We start from the raw sequence: 21,977 nt of genomic DNA, 5'->3' as shown, positions 1-21,977 counted from the left end.
CGCCCGCTCCCGCCATGTCCCACGCCGTTTTCCGCCAGGATGCGAACGACGCGCCGATCGCCCGGCCATGGCGGCTGCTCGCCGCCTATCTCGTCGTGACGGGCGCGTTCTACGCATTCGTCACGCACCTGCCGCTCGGGCCGGTCACGCTCATTCCGGCGAGCGCGCTCGATCGCGCGGTTCCGCTGCTGCCCGGCACCGTGCCGCTCTACCTCAGCTACCTGCTCGCGATGCCCGCGCTCGTCTGGCTCGGGCACGGCCGTGCATGGCTGCTGCCGGCGTTCTTCGCCGGCGCGCTCGCGGCCGGCGTTTGCCTCGTGTGCCATCTGCTGCATCCGACCGCCGTCGCGTGGCCGCCCGCTCACGACGGCTGGATCGCGTGGCTGCAGCGAATCGATACGCCGCTTGCCGCATCGCCGAGCGGGCACGTCGCGCTGCCGGTCGCGATCGCGATCGTGCTGCTGGCGCTGCGGCAACGCTCAGCCGCGCTGTTCGCCGCGTGGAGCGTGCTGCTGATGGTGACGGTACTGACCACCGGCCAGCATCGCACCGCCGATGTCGCATGGGGCTGCACGACCGGTATCGCGGCCGGCACGTTCACGCTCGCGTTGCTGCGCATCGAGGTCGACCTGCGCACGATTGCGGCCGCGCTGCTCGAATGGGCGTGCATCGTCGTCGCGATCCGCGTGGCCGTCACGCTCGGCGCTTGGTACCTGTATGCGCTCGCGGTGCTCGTCGTCGCGACGCGGCAGCATGCGCTGTTCATCCTGTATCACGACGCGACCCACTATCACCTCACGCGCCGTCGCGGTTTCAACGACTTCCTGATCAACGTCGCAATCGGCGTGCCGGGGCTCGTACCCGTCGAGTTCTACCGGCCGCTGCATCTCGCGCATCACCGGCATCTCGGCACCGCGCAGGACCCGGAGCGCCGGTTTCTCTATCACGGCCAGCCGTGGCGGTTCCGGCCGCTCGACGCATGGCCGCTCGCGCGGCAATTGCTCGGCGATCTGTTCGTGCTGAACATGGTGCGCAACATGGCGGCATTCCGGCGCGCGGGCGGGCAGAACACGCGGCTCGGCCCGCCGTTCCAGGCGGCCCTGGCCGTATGGGCGGTGATCGTCGCGCTGCTCGTGTGGGCCTGTTCCGCGCGAACGATCCTGCTGGTCGCGGCGCTATGGTTCGCGCCGCTGCTCACGCTGTCGGTGCTGCTGCAGAAGATCCGCAGCATGGCCGAGCACAGCGGCGGCCCGCAGGCCACGCCCGGCTGGGCCGACTGGACGTATTCGTGGCGCACGGGCTGGATCGGCCGCGTGTTCGTGTGGCCGTATCACATCAACCTTCATCTGCAGCATCACCGGAATCCGGCGGTGCCGTGGCACGCGCTGCCCGACGTTATCGACGAACACGAGCCGCAGCTCGACGCACCGGAACTGGCCCGGCTGCTGTGGTCGGGCATCCCGCCGAAGCCGTGACCGGCGACGGCGTGCACGATATCGCGCGCCGTCGCCCCCCCTGCCCCGTTACTTCGCGATATACACGCCCGACGTCGGGCACGTGCCCTGCGTATTGCCGTCCGTCACGAGCGACGCGGCGCTCGGGAATTGCGCGGTCGCATTGGTCTTCACCGCGATCCACGCTTCGGTGAAGTAGCTGACGCCATTCGTCTTCGTGCACTTCAGCGACACTGCGCTGCGCGTATTGCTGCCGAATGCGCCTTCGAACGCCGACAGCAGCTGGTTACGCGTGACCGTCTTGCCCGCATTCGCCTGCAGGAACGTGTTGAACGACGTGTTGCCGAGCCGGCTGATCATGCCGGACGCCTGGTTCCAGTACGCATCGGGCGTCGCCGAGTTCGAGCAGGTGCCGTGCTTGAACCACTCGTGCTTGTCGAGGCACGACGCGACGCCCGGCATGTACGTCGACAGCGTGTTGCGGGTCGCGCTGCTGATCGGATACGCATCCATGCTGCACCACTGGTGCGCGTTGTCGAGGTCGATGTCGTTCTGCGGCACGCCGCAGTAGAACGGCTGGTTGCCGTCGTAGTTGTTCGGCCACAGGCCGTGCAGCGACAGGCTCGTCGCCGCGTACGTGCCGGCGAGGTTCGTGCATTCGGGCGTGTCGTGCGACGCGCAGAAGCCGGGCTCCCACGACGCGGCGAGCAACAGGTAGTCGTAGCTGGTCTGCGCGGCGGCGTGCAGTGAAACGGAAGCGACGGCGAGTGCGGCAGCGGCGCGGGCGAGCGTCTTGAGCATGGCGTTTCCTCGGAAAAGGCCTGCGGTCGCGGGATGCGCCGCAAGGTTGTCGAATGTCTGTCCGCGATTGTTGCCGACGCAACGTGGCACGAATGTGAAGGTGGACGAAAGAACGCGCGACGCGACGCAGGCCTCGCCGGTCGCCCGCACGCTGGGCAAGCCGGTGCGGATCAGGCCGGCCACGATCGTGAGCGACTGACCGGCCGGCACCGCCGCGGACGCCGCACTATCGACACCGGCTCGCGTACGCATGCGGCACGCCGCCCCTCACGATCCGGCGCCCAGCTGCGTGCACGCGCGTGTGATCGATTCGGGGCCTTCGAGCGCGAGGATCTGCCACACGCCGATGCTGACGCGCTGGCGCGCCGCCGTCGACGCATCGGCCAGCAACGCCTCGACGCGCGGTGCGGCGTCCGGCGCCTGCTGCTTCAGCGCCGCGTGATGTCGCGCGCGCGACGCCGGTTCCGATTCGTACACGTCGCACAGGCGCACCATGCCGGCGAGGCCGGCAAGGTCGTCGTCCTTGTCGATCGCACCCGGCACGACCGGTGCGAGCCCCTTGCGCTCCGCGGCCGGCAGCTTGTTGCGCGCGCCTTCGTCGATCGACGTGGCGGATGCCGGCGGCAGGCCGCCGATCGCCGCGACGATCCGGCTGCCTGCGGCGATCATGTCGCCCTGGCACTCGATCTTCTCGGCGGCCGCGACGTTCGAGCAGAACGACACCGACGTCCGGTACACGTCGTCGCTCATGCGCGGCACTTCGTCCACGCTCGCCTGCGCGAAGCCGGCGCTCGTCAGCGCCAGCGCGGTGGGAATCAGGATGCGGAATGCGCTCGTCTTGTTCATTGTTGTTTGCGTATGGGGGTTCTCGTGGCGGGCAACATCGCGCGACCGCGCGGTGGCAGCCGCAGTGACGCCGGGCCCGCGCCCGGCGGCACGCGATCACTTCATCGACGCAGCCTCCGATCCGCCGGGCGACAGCGCCGCGTTGTCCTGCTCGCGCCACGTGCGGCGCGACACCATGATCGCCTTCACGGCTGAGCGCGCGACCTTCCACCACGCGAACGGCCGCGGATCGGCGAGCATGCTGAGCGCGCGTGCATAGTCGAGCGTGAGCCCGGGGGTCCATGCCATCGTCACCGCGCGCTTGCGGATCTGCGCGGCGACCCACAGCTCCGGCGTGAGCAGCAACCGCACGAACGCGCCCCACCCGGCATGCGCGCCCTTCAACCGCCACACCGCACCGTCGAGCGCGGCTTCGAGCGCGTTCGATACCGTGCTCGAACAGTTGCGGTGCGTGAGGTTGTACGTCGCGTCCTGCCGGTACGACGACCAGAAAGCGTCCAGCTTCGCCGGATCGTAGTTGCGGATCCGCACGCGCACGGTCGACGGGCACCACGCCTTCGACTCGGTCGCGTAGTCGGGCTGGAACAGGCCCGGCACGTCGTTTTCGGGTGTCGCGCGCAGGATGCGCGTGAATTCGTCCGGAGAACGATCGATTTCGACACCCGGATACAGGCTGATATAGATGCCCTCGGGTGCCTCCAGCGCCGCGTGCCCGGTCGAGATCACGCCGTTCACGTCCACGGCCGCGATATAGCGGTCGATCACCGGATAGCGCTGCGCTTCGGCCTTCGACGTGCCGGTCGGCGTCCACACGTGCACGGTGAGCGCATGCTCGCCGTCGGCCGGCGGGCCGTCCCATTCGGACTGCGCGACATGCGGCCGGTCGCGCGTATCGTCGAGATCCGGCGCGAGCGCCGGCGCCGGCGATGCCGCGAACGCCGGATTGCGCGTCAGCCGCCGCACGCGCGCGGCGAGGCTCAGCATGTGCATCCCGCCGAACATCAGCAGCAGGCCGAGGCAGTACGGCACGGTGCCCACGTAGTGCGTCGGGTATGGCTGATAGAAGAAGATCGCCAGCAGGATCTCGACGACGCCCCATGCGAATGCGACGTTCCAGCGGCGATAGCGCACCATCCACGCTGCCGTGCACTGCAGCAGCCCGTCGACGAGAAATAGCGTGCCGAAGATCATCGACAGCAGGAAATGGCCGTGGTGATGCCCCGCGAACACGAGCCCGGCGGCAACCACGACCACGATCCCCTTCACGTAGCGCAGGATGCGCTGCCCGCCGACGCCGCTGCCGGCCACCGCGAGCGTTGCGAGCCCCTCGATCAGGAACAGCCACGCAAAGATCTGGATCGGGAAATGCAGCGCGCCGTCGAGCGCATCGACGAAGATCACGACGCCCGCGACGACCCATACCCAGCCGAGCACGGTCAGCCCGCGCCAGCGGGTGCGCAAGTATTCGATGCCCAGCAGCAGCAAGACCAGCCGTACCATCGCGCCCTCTCGTCATTTTTTCGGGAAACGCGCTGGTCACGCGTTTCCTGTCGTTTCGACCGCGCATCGTGCGACGCGCAAGCCGAAAGGCGGTAATTCGTACCGGCGCGTCATGCGTCTACATGACCGTTGGCGGCCGGGAGCCCCCGCACTGGCCGAATAATAAGATATGGCGAAGACGCTTGAAAGCGCGACGGTACGGTTATCGGCACCGCGCGGGCAGCGGTCGCCGACCGCTGCCATGGCAGATATCCCGTTCGACAACGCGCGGCGGATACGCGAGAATCCGGCTTCCGAGGGCGAAAGCCACTGAACCGAGCCGCACCAGACGGGACAACAACAATGAGCACATCGATCACGCGCCGGCGCCTGCTGGCCGCCGGCGTCGCCGCGAGCAGCCTTGCGCTGTCGGGCTGCTTCACGCCGAAGCTGTACAAGGACGACGCATACAGCGAATACGTATCCGGATTCATGATTTCCGAGGACGGCAAGAAACTGGTCGTGCTCGGCATGCGCTACCACTACATCTTCGATCTGCCGGCCCAATTGCGGCCGGTACTGCTGTCCGGCTACCGGAAATCGCTGCACACGACGTTCGCCGGCTTTCATGCGACCGGCGGCAGCGTCACCGGCCACTACCGGATCGTGTTGCCGAAGGACGCGTCGGACGACGATCGACAGGCGGCCGCCGCCGACGGATTCGTCGCCGAACCAGCCGGTCTCGTGCTCGAAGGCGACATCGACGGCAAACGCTACTCGACGGAAGGCTTCGCCGCGAAAGACAAAGGCGTCACGCAGCCGTTCAACAAGCAGTACTCGGTGTACATCCAGGAATCGCCGTCCGTCGTCGGCATGGGCCTGCGAATTCTCGCCACGCCGATCACCGTTGCGGCCGACGGCGTGCTCGTGCTGGGCGGCATCGTGCTCGTGCCGTTCGCGGCCATCGCGATCCACGCAAACGGCGGCCTTCGGATCATGTAACGGCGCGCGGTGCTCCTACCGTACCGACGTCGACAGCCCGCGGCACGCGAGCGCACACAACGACCGCAACCGGAGCATCGCCATGACCGCATCACTGCTTCACACGCCCCCGCTCGGCCCGCAACTCAAGCGCTGGCGCGCGCTGCATCGCGTCAAGCAAAGCCATGCGGCCGAACTGTTCGGCGTCGCGCAATCGACGATCTCGCGCTGGGAAGCCGGCATTCAGCAGATGTCGCCCGACGAGCGCGCGACCGCCGAGCGGTTGCTCGCCGCGCGCCTCGATTCCGCGGGCGACCACGCGCTCGCGCGGCTCATCGCGGGCAGCGCGGGCCGCATGCATCTCGTGTGCGACCTCACGCACCGCCTGCTCGCTTGTTCGCCCGCGCGCGCGGCCGAATTCTCGCAGCCGCTGTCGATGCTGCTCGGCGCGTCGCTGTGGCGCTACGCGACGCCGGAGATCGTCCGCATGGAAGCCGAGCTCGACACGCTCGGCTGGCACGACCATGCAGGGCCGCCGAGCGTCGAATTCGACACCGGCGCGAATGCGTCGCATGTCGTGCCGATCCGCGGCAGCGTGTGCCGATGGACACGGATGATGCTGTCGGACGGGTCGGCCGCGCGGCTCGTCGAGACGCTCCAGGATGCGTGATTGCGGGGTCGCGATGAAGAACCGCACGCCGGCAACGGCACGGCTGCTTCGACGTGTCCGGCACGCAACGCAAAAGATGCGAACGTAAAGGGCGGCACGCCCAGGGGACATGCCACATGCCGACGGATGTCATGCGAGAACTCGTGATCGTCGCGTTCATTGTCTATACGGGCGCCGCCGTGCTGGTCGCGCTTCGCTCGGGGGTGGCGAACGCCGGTGGCAGGCGCGTGGCGCGCCGCAGCCGCCCCTACCTGTTCACCCTGATCGTCGTTGTACAGACGGGCTTCTTCGCCCTGTTCTGCTGGGCCGGGCTTTTCGCGAGGTAGGCGCGCGACGAAGCGCCCCGATCCCGCACGCACCACGCATATTTCATGCGTGGACGAACCGCGCCCACCCGCACTACGCTTGGCGGCTCATCGCAAGGACGCCGACCATGACCCCCGATACGATCCACGCGCGGCTCGCTTTCCTGCGCGAAGCCGAACGCCTGAAGGATGTGCTGCGCAGCGGCTACACGTCGTCCGGGCGAGCGGAAAGCACGGCCGAGCACAGCTGGCGGCTGTGCCTGATGGCGCTCGTGTTCGCGGACGCGCTGCCCGGCATCGACACGCTGAAGCTGCTGAAGCTATGCGTCGTCCACGATCTCGGCGAGGCGCTGCACGGCGACATCCCCGCGATCGAACAGGCCGCGCACCCCAACAAAAGCGCGCACGAACGCGACGATCTGCTGACGCTGACCGCGCCGCTCGACGCCGCACCGCGCGACGAGATCGTCGCACTGTGGGATGAATACGAGGCGGCGGCTACGCCGGAAGCGCGCGCGGCAAAGGCGTTCGACAAGCTCGAAACGATCCTGCAGCACAACCAGGGCTGCAATCCGCCCGATTTCGACTACGCGTTCAATCTCGGCTATGGTCGCCGCTATACCGACGCCGCGCCGCTATTCAGCGCGATCCGCGAGATCGTCGACGCGGATACGCAATGCAGGATCGATGCACTTCGCAGGTAACCCTCGCGCAATCAAGCGAATACCGTCTGCCTGACTCCTACGCTGCCATCCAGAATCGCGGTGCCGCTGCACTCACCATACCAAACGCGAAATCGCTCCTTTTGTGCCAATGGTCGACATTGCGACAGCGACTCTCGCACATGTCTGTTGGCCGACGTGCATATTGGTCTCTAGAAACGCCAACCGATGACAAGCCGACGCACGGCACTTGAAGCCGGCCCCTTCATTCGCTGTCCAGACGCTTGAAAGACTTCGTCCCGCTCCATCAAGCTCTGCGACGCCCCTGAGTCAACGCCCCCTCTCAAATCATTGAAAGAAAAACAAAGAACACAAACCCAATCTCAATTTAATTTCACAAAATTAACACTTTAACAATCAGAAACAATTTATTAATCTCGAAAAAGTAATTAGTTGAAAAACCATCAATCTCAACCTAATCTAGCAAACACACAAACTAGAAAATGAAGGGACATAACAAATCCTTAATTCAAATTTCCTTTGCACTAGAAAGCCTTGAAATTTTCCACAACCCTCCATGAAGGAGATTTTGATGAATATCAAGCTGCGAATCTTGACAAGGAAGATCATCCGATCGACCGTGGCTGCCTCAGTCACCGCCCTTACTCTGCTCCATTCCGGCATTGCCACTGCGGATGGGCTTGCCAATAGAATTCTGGAGGGGCCAAATAGCTCCAATCAACGAGCATTTACAAACTGCTCGATCTCTTACACGATGTGCATCCAACGATACGGCAGCAGACCCGGCAGCAACTCCGGCATGACGAAATGTGCGGATTGTCTAAATAGATGCAATCGTTCAAATGGGTGGTGGCCGATGATAAACGGCTGCACCGTATAAACACCAAGTCTCTCGTCGCGGGTGCCCCACTCCAGCAACGACAAAATATCATTCGACAAACACCAATCACTCGCGGCGAGTTTGCCATTTTGTTAAAAATCACATAGCATCCTTAAAATCCAAACCTTACACCGAGGCATCTCCATGAGTTCCGAGACAAATCACACAAAAGTGCTCCATGTAACATTCTCCGAGGCTGCCTTTGATGCCGTTTCATCTGCAGCAGCAAGCGAAAACATTACAGGTTCATGCATTTTTATTAATGGGGACTGGCACTTCGGGCCACTCAAGAACCGTAGCATTCAAACGCTCTCCGCATGGTTTATCGAGCACTTTGGTTATACACCAAAAAATATACAAATCGATGAAGCCTTTACCGCAACCGACGAGTTCAATGAAATTTACACGTGGGTAGATGTGCTTTCATCCGACGAGTATGCGAATTTCCTGCACTGGATAAGCGTAAGCAGGCCACGACAATTTTCAATGATTTCGCGCAACATTCACGACATTCATTCTGCACCCTCAAATTCCGAGAATTTTATCGAATCCCTCGGTAACGCAGTTATAAAAGCGTCAAGCGAAATCGACCTTTACATTCAAGAATGGAATATATTGGTCAATGAGAATTCAGACTTCAGATTAATCAACCCAATCGGAAAAATTCAGTCCTTCACGTCATCAAGCTTTGACAAATACATCATCGATTCCGTGACGGCCGACTGGGAGCCCTCTCCGTTACCGGTACTTCGGATAATGGAAAATCTCCGTGCCGAACATCAGCAATTTCCGGGTGACATTTTTCTTTACCATCAACTTGAGAAACTCGTCGTGGACGGCGTCATAGCAAAACAGACTGACTCGGACATTACACAAACCCAGATACGATTAGTAACCCCATAGACCACTCTTTTGCACAATCATTCAGACTACGAAACTCAACCACTATGTCCGGAAATTCGAAATTGCAGGCGGCGTTGCTCCTGGCCGCCATCCTGGCCGCCATACATAGCAATTCATTCGCCGCTCAAGAAGAAGAAAAATTGAAGAAAATCCTGCAAGCGAAAATTCCAGAATTGAAAATAGAGGCCGTCAGCGAATCTCCAATCGTCGGTCTATACGAGGTAGTCGCTAGCTCTCGGGTTTTCTACAGCAATCCGACGGGCGCGTATGTCGTCATTGGAAATATAATCAACACTTCCAACCAAGAAAACCTTACAGAAACTCGATTCAATGAAATCAACAGCATAGTCGTCGCCGATCTTCCATTTAATTATGCAATAAAAATAAAAAATGGAAATGGCAAGCGAATAATCGCCACCTTCTTCGATCCGGATTGTTCATTTTGTAAAAAAATGAGCCCCACGCTAGACAGCATCCCAAACACAACCATTTATATTTTCCTGCACCCCACCCTTTCCGCCGACTCCGTTACAAAATCCGAGATGATTCTTTGTTCTGAAAACCCGTCACTGGCATGGAAACAGTGGGCACAAAGAGGAAAAATCGCTGTACCTCGCACACCATGTCGATCGAACGTCATCAATGAGCTTATCTCGTTGGGAAAGAAACTAAACATCAAGGGAACACCAACCACGTTCCTGCCATCCGGCGAAAGAGTCGAAGGATTTATTTCCGGAAAAGAATTAACTGCCAGAATTGATCGAATGTAACGACATCCATTTTCCGAGCTATTCTTCGTCGCAAAAAAGCTCGAAAACCGTTTTTCCTATCGCTCGTAGTCGACGAGCTAAAGCGCGCAACCACCGTCTCCACGCACTTGAGCTTGCTCACCAATTTCACTGATTGCACCGATGACAGCGCTCAGTATTCGATCCGGCAATGTCGTCGGCACAATTCGGCACAATTTCCACACGATTTGGCGTGATTTCCTCGCTTACCATGAGCGCCTGATTCGACTCGGCACGCCCGCGCGATGCGTACGCGGATTCCGTCGCGGGCAACCCGCCCGACATGCGACGCCAACCGAATCGTCCCGCCCGGCCGTACGCATCGCCGGCACCGCTTGATCCTCGCCGCACGCTCATGACTCAGAAGACCCATCGCCGCCGGCGCATCGTGCTGGCTTCCCTTGCCATCATCACCATCGCCGCCGGCGTCACGCTGAAGGCGTGCGCACCCGACAAGCATCCGCAATACCTGTCCGCGCCCGTCACGCGCGGCGATCTCGAGAACGCGGTGCTGGCAACCGGCGCGCTGCAGGCGTTCAAGCAGGTCGACGTCGGTGCGCAGGTATCGGGGCAGTTGAAGTCGCTGAAGGTCAAGCTCGGCGACAAGGTCAAGAAGGGCCAGTGGCTCGCCGAGATCGATCCCGTGATCTCGGAAAACGCGCTGCGTCAGGCGCGCGCCAGCGAGGATAGCCTGCGCGCGCAACAGCAATCGACCGCCGCGCAACTCACGCAAGCGGAACTCGCGTTCCGGCGCCAGCAGGCGATGCTGCCTGACGATGCGACGTCGCGCGAATCGTTCGAGGCCGCCCGCGCGACGCTCGACGTGCAGCGCGCGACGCTCGCGTCCCTCGCCGCGCAGATCCGCTCGGCCCGCATCCAGATCGAGACCGCGCAGGCCAACCTCGGCTACACGCGCATCGTCGCACCGATCGACGGAGAGGTCGTCGCGGTCGTCACGCAGGAAGGCCAGACCGTGATCGCGCAGCAACAGGCGCCGGTGATCCTGAAGCTCGCCGATCTCGACACGATGACCGTGAAGGCGCAGGTGTCGGAAGCCGACGTGATCCGCGTGAGCGCCGGCCAGACCGCGTATTTCACGATCCTCGGCGAACCGGACAAGCGCCACTATGGCAAGCTGCGCGCGATCGAGCCGGCGCCGCAAAACTACGCCGAAGCACAGAGCGCGCTCGGCGGCGGCGTGGGCGGCGGCACGAAGCCGAACTCGGCCGTGTTCTACAACGCGCTGTTCGAAGTGCCGAATCCCGAGCATCGGCTGCGCATCTCGATGACCGCGCAAGTCAACATCGTGCTCGGCAACGCGCGCAATGCGCTCAGCATTCCGGCGGCCGCGCTCGGCGAAAAACGCAAGGACGGCACCTACGCGGTGCGCGTGCTGCGCGCCGACGGCAGCACGGAAACGCGCAACGTCCGCATCGGTATCAACAACAACGTGCGCGTCGAAGTGCTGGCCGGCCTGAAGGACGGCGAGCGCGTCGTGATCGGCGAAGCGGCCGGGGACGACCATGCGCCGCTGTCGGACGTGGTGTGACGATGAGCCAGTCCCTGCTGAAACTCGCGGCCGTCACCCGACGATTTCCGGCCGGCGACAAGGATGTCGTTGTCCTGAACAATGTCAACCTGTCGATCCACGCGGGCGAGATCGTCGCGATCGTCGGCGCGTCGGGTTCCGGGAAGTCGACGCTGATGAACATCCTCGGCTGCCTCGATCACCCGAGCGAAGGCACCTACACGGTCGGCGGTCGCGACACGCACATGCTCGACAGCGACGAGCTCGCGCAGCTGCGCCGCGAGCACTTCGGCTTCGTGTTCCAGCGCTATCACCTGCTGCCGCACGTCGACGCGGTCGCGAACCTCGAAATGCCCGCGATCTATGCCGGCACGCCGCGCGCCGAGCGGCACGCACGCGCCCGCGAACTGCTCGCGCGCCTCGGGCTCGCGGATCGCGCGCACCATCGCCCCGGCCAACTGTCCGGCGGCCAGCAGCAGCGCGTGAGCATCGCGCGTGCGCTGATGAACGGTGGCCAGGTGATCCTCGCCGACGAACCGACCGGCGCGCTCGACACGAAAAGCGGCCAGGACGTGATCCGCATCCTGCACGAGCTGAACGCGCTCGGCCATACGATCGTCATCGTCACGCACGACAAGGCCGTCGCGCGCCATGCGAAGCGCATCATCGAGATCAGCGACGGCGAGATCGTCGCCGACCGGCCGAACCGGCACTATGCGGAAGCCCTCGCGGAAGCGGGCGCGGACGCAGCAGACGCTGAGGAAGCGACCGAAGCTGCAGCCGGCGAATCACCCGCACGCGGTCGCCACGACACGCCGCCGCCCGCAGCCGTCGACACCGATGCGCGCGCCGGCACCGACAACGACGCCGATACCGGCACCCGCACACGACGCTTCGCGGCCGGCTCCGGCCGCTTCGCCGAGGCCTGCCGGATGGCGTGGATCGCACTCGTGTCGCATCGGTTGCGCACGCTGCTGACGATGCTCGGCATCATCATCGGCATCACGTCGGTCGTGTCGATCGTCGCGATCGGCGAAGGCGCGAAGCGCTACATGCTCGACGAGATCGGCAGCATCGGCACGAACACGATCAACCTCTATCCGGGCACCGACTGGGGCGACAGCCGCGCCGACACGATCCAGACGCTCGTGCCCGCCGATGTCGCCGCGCTCGCCGAGCAGCCGTACGTCGACAGCGCGACGCCCGAAACGTCGCGCACGCTGCTGCTGCGCTACCGCAACGTCGACGTGAACGCGCTCGTGAGCGGCGTCGGCGACCGCTTCTTCCAGGCGCGCGGGATGCGTTTCGCGCTGGGTGTCGCGTTCGACGAGGACGTGGTACGCCGCCAGGCGCAGGTGGCCGTGATCGACCAGAACACGCGCCGCAAGCTGTTCGGCGCGATGCGCAACCCGATCGGCGAAGTGATCCTGGTCGACAACGTGCCTTGCGTCGTGATCGGCGTGACGGCCGACAAGAAGAGCGCGTTCGGCAGCGTGAAAAGCCTGAACGTGTGGGTGCCGTACACGACCGCGAGCGGGCGTCTCTTCGGGCAGCGCTATCTCGACAGCATCACCGTGCGCGTGCGTGACGGGCAGCCGAGCGCCGCCGCCGAGAAAAGCCTCGAAAAGCTGATGACGCAGCGCCACGGCCGCAAGGACTTCTTCACGTACAACATGGACAGCGTGGTGAAGACCGTCGAGAAGACCGGCCAGTCGCTCACCTTGCTGTTGTCGCTGATCGCCGTGATTTCGCTCGTCGTCGGCGGGATCGGCGTGATGAACATCATGCTGGTGTCGGTCACCGAGCGCACGCGCGAAATCGGCATCCGGATGGCGGTCGGCGCGCGCCAGTCCGACATCCTGCAGCAGTTCCTCGTCGAAGCCGTGCTCGTCTGCCTGCTCGGCGGCACGATCGGCATCGTGCTGTCGTTCGGGCTCGGCGCGCTGTTCTCGATGTTCGTCGCGCAGTGGAAGATGGTGTTCTCGGCCGGCGCGATCGTGACCGCGTTCGTCTGCTCGACGCTCACCGGTGTGATCTTCGGCTTCATGCCCGCGCGCAACGCGTCGCGGCTCGATCCGATCGATGCGCTCGCGCGCGACTGACGCAAGGCCTGCCATGACGCATTCCTCACCGCTTCACCGCCTGGGCGCATTCGCGTGCGCGGCCGCGCTGCTCGCCGGCTGCGCGGGTGCGCGCCATGAACCGCTGCCCGCCGTCGCGATGCCCGCGAACTGGGCAGCACCGGTCGCGGCTGGCGCGCCGGCCACGACGCGCGACTGGTGGCGCAGCTTCGGCGATCCGCAACTCGACGCGCTGATCGACGACGCGCTGCGCGCCAACAACGACCTCGCGATCGCGGCGATCCGCGTGTACCGCGCGCAACTGCAGGCCGGGCTCGCGGATACGAACCTGACGCCCACCGTATCGCTCGGCGCGAACGGCGCCGTGTCGCGCACGCTCGATACGCACCGGATGAGCCGGACGAGCGGCGTGACCGGCTCGCTCAGCTATGAAATCGACCTGTGGGGCCGGCTGGCCGCGCTGCGCGACGCCGCACGCTGGGAGGCCGACGCGACGGCCGCCGATCTCGAGGCCGCGCGGCTGTCGCTGATCGGCACGACCGCGTCGCTGTACTGGCAGATCGGCTATCTGAACCGGCAGATCGCGCTCGGCGACGCGAACATCGCGGATGCGGTCCGCACGCTCGCGATCGTCCGGTCGCGGCACGCGGCCGGTGCGGTGTCAGGGCTCGACCTTGCGCAGGCCGAACAGAGCCTCGCCGCGCAACGCGCCGCGCAGACGCAACTGATCCAGCAGCGCACCGAGAACCGCCACGCGCTCGCGATCCTGTTCGACCGGCCGCCTCAGCAACGCGCGGCGGAGCCGTCGGCACTGCCCGATGCGGCACCGCCGGACGTGGCGGCCGGCCTGCCGGCGAGCCTGCTCGGCCGGCGCCCCGACCTGCGCGCGGCGGAATTCCGGCTGCGCGAGTCGCTCGCGCAGGTCGACGCGACACGCACGAGCTTCTACCCGACCTTCACGCTGACCGGCCAGGCCGGCACGTCGAGCACGAGCCTCGAGCGCGTGCTCGCGAATCCGGTCGGCACGCTCGGGCTCGGCCTGGCACTGCCGTTCATCCAGTGGAACACGATGCAGTTGCAGATCAAGGTATCGAAGACACAGTACGAGGAAGCCGTGGTCGGATTCCGCCAGAAGCTCTACACGGCGCTCGCGGAAGTCGAGAACGCGCTGTCGGCGCGCGTGCAGCTCGAACGCGAAGCCGAACAGCGCGCGCTGTCGCTGGCCCAGGCGCAGCGCGCCGAGCGGCTTGCCGCCGCGCGCTTCGCGGCCGGCGCGACCGCCGTGCAGCCATGGCTCGACCAGCAGCGGCTGCTACGGGACGCACAAAGCGCCGACGCGCAAACGCGCCTGAACCGGCTCAACAACCAGATGACGCTGTACCGCGCGCTCGGCGGCGGGACGTCCTGACCGCGGCGCGCACCGGGCCGGCCGCGCCAGCCGTACCAGCCGCGCGCGGCATCATTCGCACACGGGCGCCCCGCGCCGCGCCGGTGCGAACGCCACCGCGCTCGCCGTCGCGAGCACGGCCACGCCCGCGGCGCCGTACATCATCACCCAGCCGAACCCGTGCACGAGCGCCGCGTGCAGCGCCGCGCCGGTCGGGTCGGCCTGCGCGAGCGCCGGTGCGATCTCGTGCAGCGCGTCGGTACGGCCGGATGCGATTTCCTGCGCGAGCCGGCGCAGCGCCGCGTCGCCGATCGTGCCCGCGATACCGGCCTTCAGGCTCGCGACGATTCCCGCGACCAGCACGAAGCCCATCGCCGCGATGTTCAGCGCGAGCGAGATCATCCGCGCGCTCATGTCGATACCCGACGCCATTCCGGCACGCGAGCTCGGCACCGCACCCGTGGTGGTATTGGTCACGGGCGTGTTCGTGAGCCCGAGCCCGATGCCGGCGATCACGCAGCCGGGCAGCATCGTGATCCAGCTTGCAGGGTCGGCCGCGCTGCCGATCCGCATCAGCGCGAAGCCCGCCGCGATCGTGAACAGGCCACCCGGGATCACGACGCCCGGCCCGTAGCGCAACGCGAGCCGTTCGCCGAGCGGCGGCGCGACCAGCGTCGGCAACGTGTACGCGAGCAACGCGAGGCCGGCCGTCACGCTGTCGTAGCCGAGCGCGACCTGGAACCAGATCGGCAGGTAGATCATGAACGGCCAGAAGCTGAAGTTCATCCCCATCGAACCGAAGATCGCGCCGGTGAACGCGCGAATCCGGAATACCGAGAAGTCGAACATCGGCCGCGCGCTGGCGCGTTCCGCGATGAAGAAGCCGGCCAGCGCCAGCATGGTCGCGCCGAGCACGCCGAGGCCGGCGGGGCTGGTCAGCCCGAGTTCCGCGCTTTGCGTGATGCTGAACGCCAGGCCGAACACCGCGAGCGACAGCGTGACGATGCCTGCCACGTCGAGCCGGCCCGCATGCGGATCGCGCGACTCCCGCACCGCGCCGCCGATCAGCACGAGCGCGATGGCCGCGAGCGGCGCATGAACGAGGAACACCCACGGCCAGCTTGCCAGCGCGACGATCGCGCCGCCGACGATCGGCCCGAAACCGAGCCCGATGCCGAACACGATCCCCCAGATCCCGAATGCGCGGCCACGCTCGCGGCCCTCGCGAAACTGGTGCGACAGCACCGCAATCTGGCAGATCAGCATCGCGCCGCCGCTGGCGCCCTGCAGCAGCCGGCCCGCGACGAGCACCGGCACGTTCGGCGCGAGCCCGCACAGCAGCGATGTCGCGCCGAACAGCACGGTGCCGATCACGTACACGCGCTTGCGGCCGAACCGGTCGGCGAGCGTGCCGGCCGCCATCAGCACGGTCGTGCACGCGATCGTGTACGCATTCATGATCCACTGCATGCCGTTGAAATCGCCATGCAACACGTGTTCGAGCGTCGGCAGGATCACCGGCACGCTCGAGATTTCAAGGCCGAACATCAGCGACGTGAGACAGACGGCCGCGAGTGCGACCGCATTCCTGCGGGAGTCGGATAGCGTCATGCGTATTGCGCCACGGCCCGGGAACGGGCCGCGCGCCTCCAGGTGAGAAGGATTCGCCGCGTGCGGCCGGCGACGCACGCTGGGCGGGAATCGGTACTATAGTGAGAATTTTCATCCCCATTGACGCACGCATTTCTCCAGACTGGGGAACTGCAGGACTCAATCACCTCCTCCCATGACCGACAGACTCGACGGCGTGACGACCTTCGTCCAGGTAGTGGAATCGGGCAGCTTTGCACTCGCCGCGGAGCGGCTCGACATGGCGCGCTCGGCCGTCGGCAAGGCGATCGCGCGGCTCGAGAAGCGGCTCGGCGCACGGCTGCTGCAGCGCACGACGCGCAGCCAGAGCCTGACCGACGACGGCCAGGCGTACTACGACCGCTGCGTGCGTGCGCTCGCGGAACTGGAAGCGGCCGAAGCCGACCTCGACTGCGGCCGCAACGAGCCGCGCGGCAAGCTGCGCCTGAGCGTGCCGCTTGCGTTCGGGCACCACTGCGTGACGCCCATCGTGCTCGATCTCGCGCGCACCTATCCGCATTTGCGGATCGACGTGTCGATCACCGACCGTTTCGTCGATCTCGTCGAGGAAGGCATCGACCTCGCGGTGCGCATCGGCACGCTTGCGGACAGCACGAGCCTCGCGGTGCGGCGGCTCGGCACGCAGTACGGCAGCCTGGGCGCGGCGCCGTCGTATCTCGCCCGCTACGGGATGCCGAAGACACTCGACGATCTGAAAGACCACCGGACGATCGCGTATTCACGTTCGGGCGTGATTCAACCGTGGGACTTGCGCGCGCCGGACGGCTCGACGGTGCGTGTCGACATGCCGCACCAGCTCAGTTTCGACGACGTGCAGGCGATTGCGGCGGCCGGCGCATCGGGGTTCGGGATCGCCTGGCTGCCGAGCTGGCTGCTCGATCACTACGTGAAGCGCGGCGAGATGACGGTCGTGCTCGATCGCTGCTTCGTCTGCGAAGGCGACATCCACGCGATCTGGCCGAAGACGCGCTACCTGCCGCGCAAGACGCGTTGCGTGATAGACGCGCTCGCGCAGGCGATTCCGCCGATGATCGAGCGCCGGGATGAGGTCAACGAGATGAAATGAAACCGACGCGCCGCGCGGCGCGTCGGGCCGTCACGCAGCGCCGAGATCGGCCAGCGGATGCGCGAACAGCTTCCACGGCGACGTCAGGAAATGCCGTACGCGTTCGGCGCGCAGTTCGACGAGCGACGCGGGCGCCCAGCGCGGCTTGCGATCCTTGTCGACGAGATGCGCGCGCACGCCTTCGCAGAAGTCGCCTTCCTCGATCGCGCGCGCGACGATGCCGAGCTCCATCCGGAACGATTCGGCCAGCGTCATCTGGCGGCCGCGCAGCAACGCCTCGCGTGTCACGCACAGCATCGTCGGCGAGTGGCCAGTAAGCGCTTCGAGCGTCGCCTGCAGCCATTGGCGGTGCTCGCGCGACAGCTCCTCGCGCGCAAGATCCTGCGTCAGCGTCGCGACGATCCGCTCGACGGTCGAACGCTTGTCGAAGTGACGCACGATCCACGGCATCTGGCTGTCGAGCGCCGCGTGCGGCACGACGTTGCACGGCGGCTCGAACACCTTGCGCAGCAACGCCAGCACATCGCCTTCCCACTTGACGCTTTCGATGCGCGTCTCGAACGTGTCGAGCCATGCGGACGGCACGCACAGATCGGCGAGCTTCGCGGTCAGCGCGTCGGCGCCCGACAGCATCGCGCCGGTCAGCCCGACGTACAGCTCGAGTTCGACCGGCATGCGCGACAGGAAATGCGTCGCGCCGACGTCGGGCACGAGGCCGATGCGCGTCTCCGGCATCGCGATCTTGCTGCGCTCGGTCGCGACGCGCAGCGCCGCGCCCTGCGCGAGGCCCATGCCGCCGCCCATCGTCACGCCGTCCATCAGCGCGACCACCGGCTTCGGGAACGTATGAATCGCGTAGTCGAGACGATATTCGTCGACGAAGAACGGCAGCCAGGTTTCGCGCTGCGCGACCATCCTGTACAGCGCGCGCACGTCGCCACCCGCGCAGAAGCCCTTCTCGCCGGCGCCGCGCAGCACGACCGCGACGATCTGGTCGTCGTCGCGGCAGCGCTCGAGGAGTGCGGCCAGCTCGCCGATCATCGCGTACGACAGCGCGTTGAGCGCGACCGGCCGGTTCAGCGTGATCAGCGCCACGCGATTCACCACGCGGAACTGCACCTCGGATGCGCGCTCCGCGAACGCGTCGTGATTCGTCACCGGCGCGCTCATCGTTGCGACTCTCCGTCGGTACGCCACTGCGGCGCGCGCTTGCCGAGAAACGCCGCCACGCCCTCGCGCGGATCGTTCGTATCGAACAGGTCGACGAAGCGCTCCCGTTCGACCGCGAGCGCCGCGCCGCGCGGCACGCCGCGACGCGCGAGGCCGATCAGCTCCTTGCTGTACGCGACCGCGTGCGGGCTCTGCCGCACGACGTTGCGCGCGAGCGCCAGCGCCGCATCGCGCGACGCGCCCGACTCCACGACGTCCTCGACGAGGCCGATCCGCAGCGCCGTAGCCGCATCGACACGCGCGCCGGTCAGGATGATCTTCTTCGCCCAGCCTTCGCCGACCAGCCAGGGCAGCGTCTGCGTGCCAAGGCCGCACGGCAGCAGGCCGACCGACGGCTCGGGCAGCGCCATCTGCGCATGCGTCTCCGCGATCCGCAGGTCGCACGCGAGCGCGCATTCGAGCCCGCCGCCCATCGCATAGCCGTTGATCGCCGCGATCGTCACGACGCGCGCGTCGTGCAGCGCCTCGAACGCCGCGCCGAAGCGCGACGCCATCGCGCGCGCAATCGCGCGGTCGCCTTCGGCGAACGTGTTCAGGTCGGCGCCCGCGCTGAAGAACTTCGGGCCGTCACCGGTGATCACCAGCGCGCGCACGCGCGGGCTCGCATTCAGTTCGGCGACGGTGTCCTGCAGTTGCCGAAGCCCGTCGGCGGTAAAGGCGTTCGCGGGCGGACGCTTGAGCGTCGCGCACGCGATCGCGCCATCGTCGACGTAGTCCAGTTCGATCATCACGCGTCCTTCTTCGTTGCCGGTTGGTACAGGCGGATCACCGCCGAGAAATCCAGCTGGCCGTCGCCGCGGCTGCTCATCGTCTGGTACAGCTGCTGCGCGAGCGCGCCGAGATAGACAGGCTGGCGGGCCTGCTTCGCCGCGTCGTTCGCGAGGCCGAGATCCTTCAGCATCAGGTCGGTGCCGAAGCCGCCCGAGTAGCCGCGCGACGACGGCGCGGTATCGATCACGCCCGGATACGGGTTGTACGTATCGGAACTCCAGCAGCGGCCCGTCGACGTGTTGACGATGCCGGCCAGCACCTTCGGGTCGATGCCGAGCGCAACGCCGAGCGACATCGCCTCCGACACGGCCGCCATCGAGATGCCGAGCACGAGGTTGTTGCAGACCTTCGCGACCTGCCCCATCCCCGTCGCGCCGCAGTGGACGATGTTCTTGCCCATGCCCGCGAGCACCGGCTTCACGCGCTCGAAATCCGCATCGCTGCCGCCGACCATGAAGGTCAGCGTGCCGGCCGCCGCGCCGCCCGTGCCGCCCGACACGGGCGCATCGACGAACGCGCCGCCGTGCTCGCGCACGAGCGCGCCGAACGCCTGTGCGCTCGCCGGGTCGATCGTGCTCGAATCGATCACGGTCGCGCCCGCGCCGAGGCCGGCGAGCACGCCGTTCTCGCCGGACAGCACCGAGCGCACGTGCGGCGCGGCCGGCAGCATCGTGATGACGAACGTCGCACCCGATGCCGCATCGCGCGGCGACGCGGCCACCTGTGCGCCGGCGTCCTGCAGCGCGCGCAATGCGTCGGCGCTCAGGTCGAACGCGTGCACTTCGTGGCCCGCTTTCAGCAGGTTCAGCGCCATCGGCGCGCCCATGTGGCCGAGGCCAATAAAACCGATTTTCATGTTCGTGTCCTCCGCCGCTCAGTGCAGCCGGATCGTCGTATTCACCGGGGCGGCCGTCGTGTCGTCGTCGAACCAGCGCGCGGTGACGGTCTTGGTCTGCGTGTAGAACTGCACGACCTGCTTGCCGTACGGGCCGAGATCGCCGAGCTTCGAGCCGCGCGAACCCGTGAAGCTGAAGAACGGCACGGGCACCGGAATCGGGATGTTGATGCCGACCTGGCCGATGTCGATTTCGCTCTGGAACTTGCGTGCAGCCGCGCCGCTCTGCGTGAACAGCCCCACGCCGTTGCCGAACGGGTTCGCGTTGACGAGCGCGATCGCGTCGTCGAGCGTGTCGGCTTCCATCACGACGAGCACCGGCCCGAAGATTTCATGCGTGTAGACCGACATGTTCGTCTTCACGCCCGAGAAGATCGTCGGGCCGACGAAGTTGCCCTGCTCGTAGCCGGGCACCTTCACATCGCGGCCGTCGAGTTCGAGCTTCGCGCCTTCCTTCACGCCTGCGTCGATCAGCGACAGGATGCGCTCCTTCGCCGCCTTCGACACGACCGGCCCGACGTCCGTGCCGGCTTCCGCGCCCGCATTCACCTTCAGCGCCTTCGCCTTCGCGACGATGTCCGGCAGCCAGTCGCGCGCGTTGCCGACGAGCACCGCGACCGACGTCGCCATGCAGCGCTGGCCGGCCGCGCCGAAGCCCGCGCCGACGAGCGCGTTGATCGCCTGCTCGCGGTTCGCATCGGGCAGCACGACCGCGTGGTTCTTCGCGCCCATCATCGACTGCACGCGCTTGCCGTGCGCGCTGCCGAGGTTGTACACGTGCGTGCCGACGGCAGTCGAGCCGACGAACGAGATCGCCTTCACGAGCGGATGCGTGCAGATCGCATCGACGACTTCCTTGCCGCCGTGCACGACGTTCAGCACCCCTTTCGGCACGCCGGCCTCGATCGCGAGCTCGACGAGCTCCATCGTCGACAGCGGATCCTGTTCCGACGGCTTCAGCACGAACGTGTTGCCGCACACGATCGCCATCGGGAACATCCACAGCGGAATCATCGCGGGGAAGTTGAACGGCGTGATGCCTGCGCACACGCCGAGCGGCTGGCGCAGCGTGTAGGTATCCACACCACCCGCGACGTTCTCCGCGAATTCGCCGAGCTGCAGCGAACCGATCGAGCAGGCGTGCTCGACCACTTCCAGGCCGCGGAAGATGTCGCCTTCGGCATCGGGAATCGTCTTGCCCTGCTCGGCCGTCAGCGTCTTCGCGATGCGCTGCTGGTTCGTGCGCACGAGATCCTGGAACTTCAGCATGATGCGCATGCGCGCGGCGATCGGCGTGTTCTTCCAGGTCGCATACGCGGTGTGCGCGGCCTGCACGGCCGCGTCGACTTCCGCGACGGTCGCGAACGGCACGCGTGCGAGCACCTGCTGCGTCGCCGGGTTGACGATGTCACGCCACTCGTTCGTGGCGGACTCGACGAAGGCGCCGTCGATCAGCAGCTTGACCATCGGCACGTCTTTCGAATTCGCGTTCATCGATCCCATCTCCTTGCAGAGGGCCGCGAAGCGCGATATCGCCGCGCGGCCGGTTCAATTCGGCTGCGGGCGGCCGCCGCGAATT

Annotated in this window: 19 protein-coding genes; 11 read left to right on the top strand and 8 right to left on the bottom strand. The window is 65.7% G+C overall.

Going from position 1 to position 21,977, the window contains the following annotated elements; translation table 11 throughout:
- Window positions 1-14: 14 nt before the first annotated feature.
- Window positions 15-1,475 (top strand): fatty acid desaturase family protein, encoded by a 1,461-nt coding sequence (locus tag ACPTTC_RS21875; RefSeq protein WP_423393874.1) that lies wholly within the window; start codon window positions 15-17, stop codon window positions 1,473-1,475.
- A 48-nt stretch (window positions 1,476-1,523) separates the two neighbouring features.
- On the opposite strand, the gene ACPTTC_RS21870 is transcribed toward ACPTTC_RS21875, so the two are convergent.
- From ACPTTC_RS21870 to ACPTTC_RS21860, 3 genes are all read right to left on the bottom strand, one after another.
- Window positions 1,524-2,255 (bottom strand): ribonuclease T2, encoded by a 732-nt coding sequence (locus ACPTTC_RS21870; protein WP_226195931.1) that lies wholly within the window; start codon window positions 2,253-2,255, stop codon window positions 1,524-1,526.
- A gap of 267 nt (window positions 2,256-2,522) precedes the next feature.
- Window positions 2,523-3,101, bottom strand: a complete 579-nt coding sequence (locus tag ACPTTC_RS21865; protein WP_423393873.1) for a hypothetical protein — start codon at window positions 3,099-3,101, stop codon at window positions 2,523-2,525.
- A 96-nt stretch (window positions 3,102-3,197) separates the two neighbouring features.
- Window positions 3,198-4,601, bottom strand: coding sequence for an HdeD family acid-resistance protein (locus ACPTTC_RS21860; RefSeq protein WP_423393872.1), 1,404 nt, complete (start codon window positions 4,599-4,601; stop codon window positions 3,198-3,200).
- 342 nt (window positions 4,602-4,943) lie between these two features.
- Between ACPTTC_RS21860 and ACPTTC_RS21855 the strand changes: the two genes are divergently transcribed.
- The 9 genes from ACPTTC_RS21855 (at window position 4,944) to ACPTTC_RS21815 (ending at window position 14,807) form a co-directional block, all read left to right on the top strand.
- Window positions 4,944-5,582: a hypothetical protein gene (locus ACPTTC_RS21855; RefSeq protein ID WP_423393871.1), complete on the top strand. Its 639-nt coding sequence runs from the start codon at window positions 4,944-4,946 to the stop codon at window positions 5,580-5,582.
- An 82-nt stretch (window positions 5,583-5,664) separates the two neighbouring features.
- The gene (locus tag ACPTTC_RS21850; RefSeq protein ID WP_423393870.1) at window positions 5,665-6,231 is read left to right on the top strand and encodes a helix-turn-helix domain-containing protein; all 567 of its coding nucleotides are present in this window, start codon (window positions 5,665-5,667) and stop codon (window positions 6,229-6,231) included.
- Between the two features lie 116 nt (window positions 6,232-6,347).
- A complete protein-coding gene (locus tag ACPTTC_RS21845) occupies window positions 6,348-6,557 on the top strand; it encodes a hypothetical protein (RefSeq protein ID WP_423393869.1) in 210 nt (69 codons plus the stop codon).
- 107 nt (window positions 6,558-6,664) lie between these two features.
- Window positions 6,665-7,240, top strand: a complete 576-nt coding sequence (locus ACPTTC_RS21840; protein WP_423393868.1) for an HD domain-containing protein — start codon at window positions 6,665-6,667, stop codon at window positions 7,238-7,240.
- Between the two features lie 1,003 nt (window positions 7,241-8,243).
- A complete protein-coding gene (locus ACPTTC_RS21835) occupies window positions 8,244-9,002 on the top strand; it encodes a DUF3658 domain-containing protein (protein WP_423393867.1) in 759 nt (252 codons plus the stop codon).
- A 44-nt stretch (window positions 9,003-9,046) separates the two neighbouring features.
- Window positions 9,047-9,772, top strand: a complete 726-nt coding sequence (locus ACPTTC_RS21830; protein WP_423393866.1) for a DsbC family protein — start codon at window positions 9,047-9,049, stop codon at window positions 9,770-9,772.
- A 373-nt stretch (window positions 9,773-10,145) separates the two neighbouring features.
- Entirely contained in the window at window positions 10,146-11,339 is a 1,194-nt protein-coding gene (locus ACPTTC_RS21825; protein WP_423393865.1) for an efflux RND transporter periplasmic adaptor subunit, read from the top strand.
- Window positions 11,340-11,341: 2 nt separating this feature from the next.
- A complete protein-coding gene (locus ACPTTC_RS21820) occupies window positions 11,342-13,420 on the top strand; it encodes a MacB family efflux pump subunit (RefSeq protein WP_423393864.1) in 2,079 nt (692 codons plus the stop codon).
- 13 nt (window positions 13,421-13,433) lie between these two features.
- The gene (locus tag ACPTTC_RS21815) at window positions 13,434-14,807 is read left to right on the top strand and encodes an efflux transporter outer membrane subunit (protein ID WP_423393863.1); all 1,374 of its coding nucleotides are present in this window, start codon (window positions 13,434-13,436) and stop codon (window positions 14,805-14,807) included.
- 51 nt (window positions 14,808-14,858) lie between these two features.
- On the opposite strand, the gene ACPTTC_RS21810 is transcribed toward ACPTTC_RS21815, so the two are convergent.
- The gene (locus ACPTTC_RS21810; RefSeq protein WP_423393862.1) at window positions 14,859-16,397 is read right to left on the bottom strand and encodes an MFS transporter; all 1,539 of its coding nucleotides are present in this window, start codon (window positions 16,395-16,397) and stop codon (window positions 14,859-14,861) included.
- A 175-nt stretch (window positions 16,398-16,572) separates the two neighbouring features.
- Here ACPTTC_RS21810 and ACPTTC_RS21805 point away from each other — a divergent pair, with 175 nt between their 5' ends.
- Window positions 16,573-17,502, top strand: coding sequence for a LysR family transcriptional regulator (locus tag ACPTTC_RS21805; RefSeq protein WP_423393861.1), 930 nt, complete (start codon window positions 16,573-16,575; stop codon window positions 17,500-17,502).
- A gap of 30 nt (window positions 17,503-17,532) precedes the next feature.
- On the opposite strand, the gene ACPTTC_RS21800 is transcribed toward ACPTTC_RS21805, so the two are convergent.
- From ACPTTC_RS21800 to ACPTTC_RS21785, 4 genes are read right to left on the bottom strand one after another with little or no spacing between them, the layout of a single operon-like run.
- A complete protein-coding gene (locus ACPTTC_RS21800) occupies window positions 17,533-18,672 on the bottom strand; it encodes an enoyl-CoA hydratase/isomerase family protein (protein ID WP_423393860.1) in 1,140 nt (379 codons plus the stop codon).
- On the bottom strand, window positions 18,669-19,460 hold the full coding sequence (locus tag ACPTTC_RS21795; RefSeq protein WP_423395696.1) for an enoyl-CoA hydratase: 792 nt from the start codon (window positions 19,458-19,460) through the stop codon (window positions 18,669-18,671). The genes ACPTTC_RS21800 and ACPTTC_RS21795 overlap by 4 nt, the downstream gene beginning before the upstream one ends.
- The gene (mmsB, locus tag ACPTTC_RS21790) at window positions 19,460-20,359 is read right to left on the bottom strand and encodes a 3-hydroxyisobutyrate dehydrogenase (RefSeq protein WP_011354325.1); all 900 of its coding nucleotides are present in this window, start codon (window positions 20,357-20,359) and stop codon (window positions 19,460-19,462) included. The genes ACPTTC_RS21795 and mmsB overlap by 1 nt, the downstream gene beginning before the upstream one ends.
- An 18-nt stretch (window positions 20,360-20,377) precedes the next feature.
- On the bottom strand, window positions 20,378-21,901 hold the full coding sequence (locus ACPTTC_RS21785; protein ID WP_423393859.1) for a CoA-acylating methylmalonate-semialdehyde dehydrogenase: 1,524 nt from the start codon (window positions 21,899-21,901) through the stop codon (window positions 20,378-20,380).
- Window positions 21,902-21,977 lie beyond the last annotated feature (76 nt).

The organism is Burkholderia mycopellens (genome assembly GCF_964265025.1).
In the GTDB taxonomy this organism is placed as follows: domain Bacteria; phylum Pseudomonadota; class Gammaproteobacteria; order Burkholderiales; family Burkholderiaceae; genus Burkholderia.
This window is presented reverse-complemented; position numbering and strand designations above follow the sequence as displayed.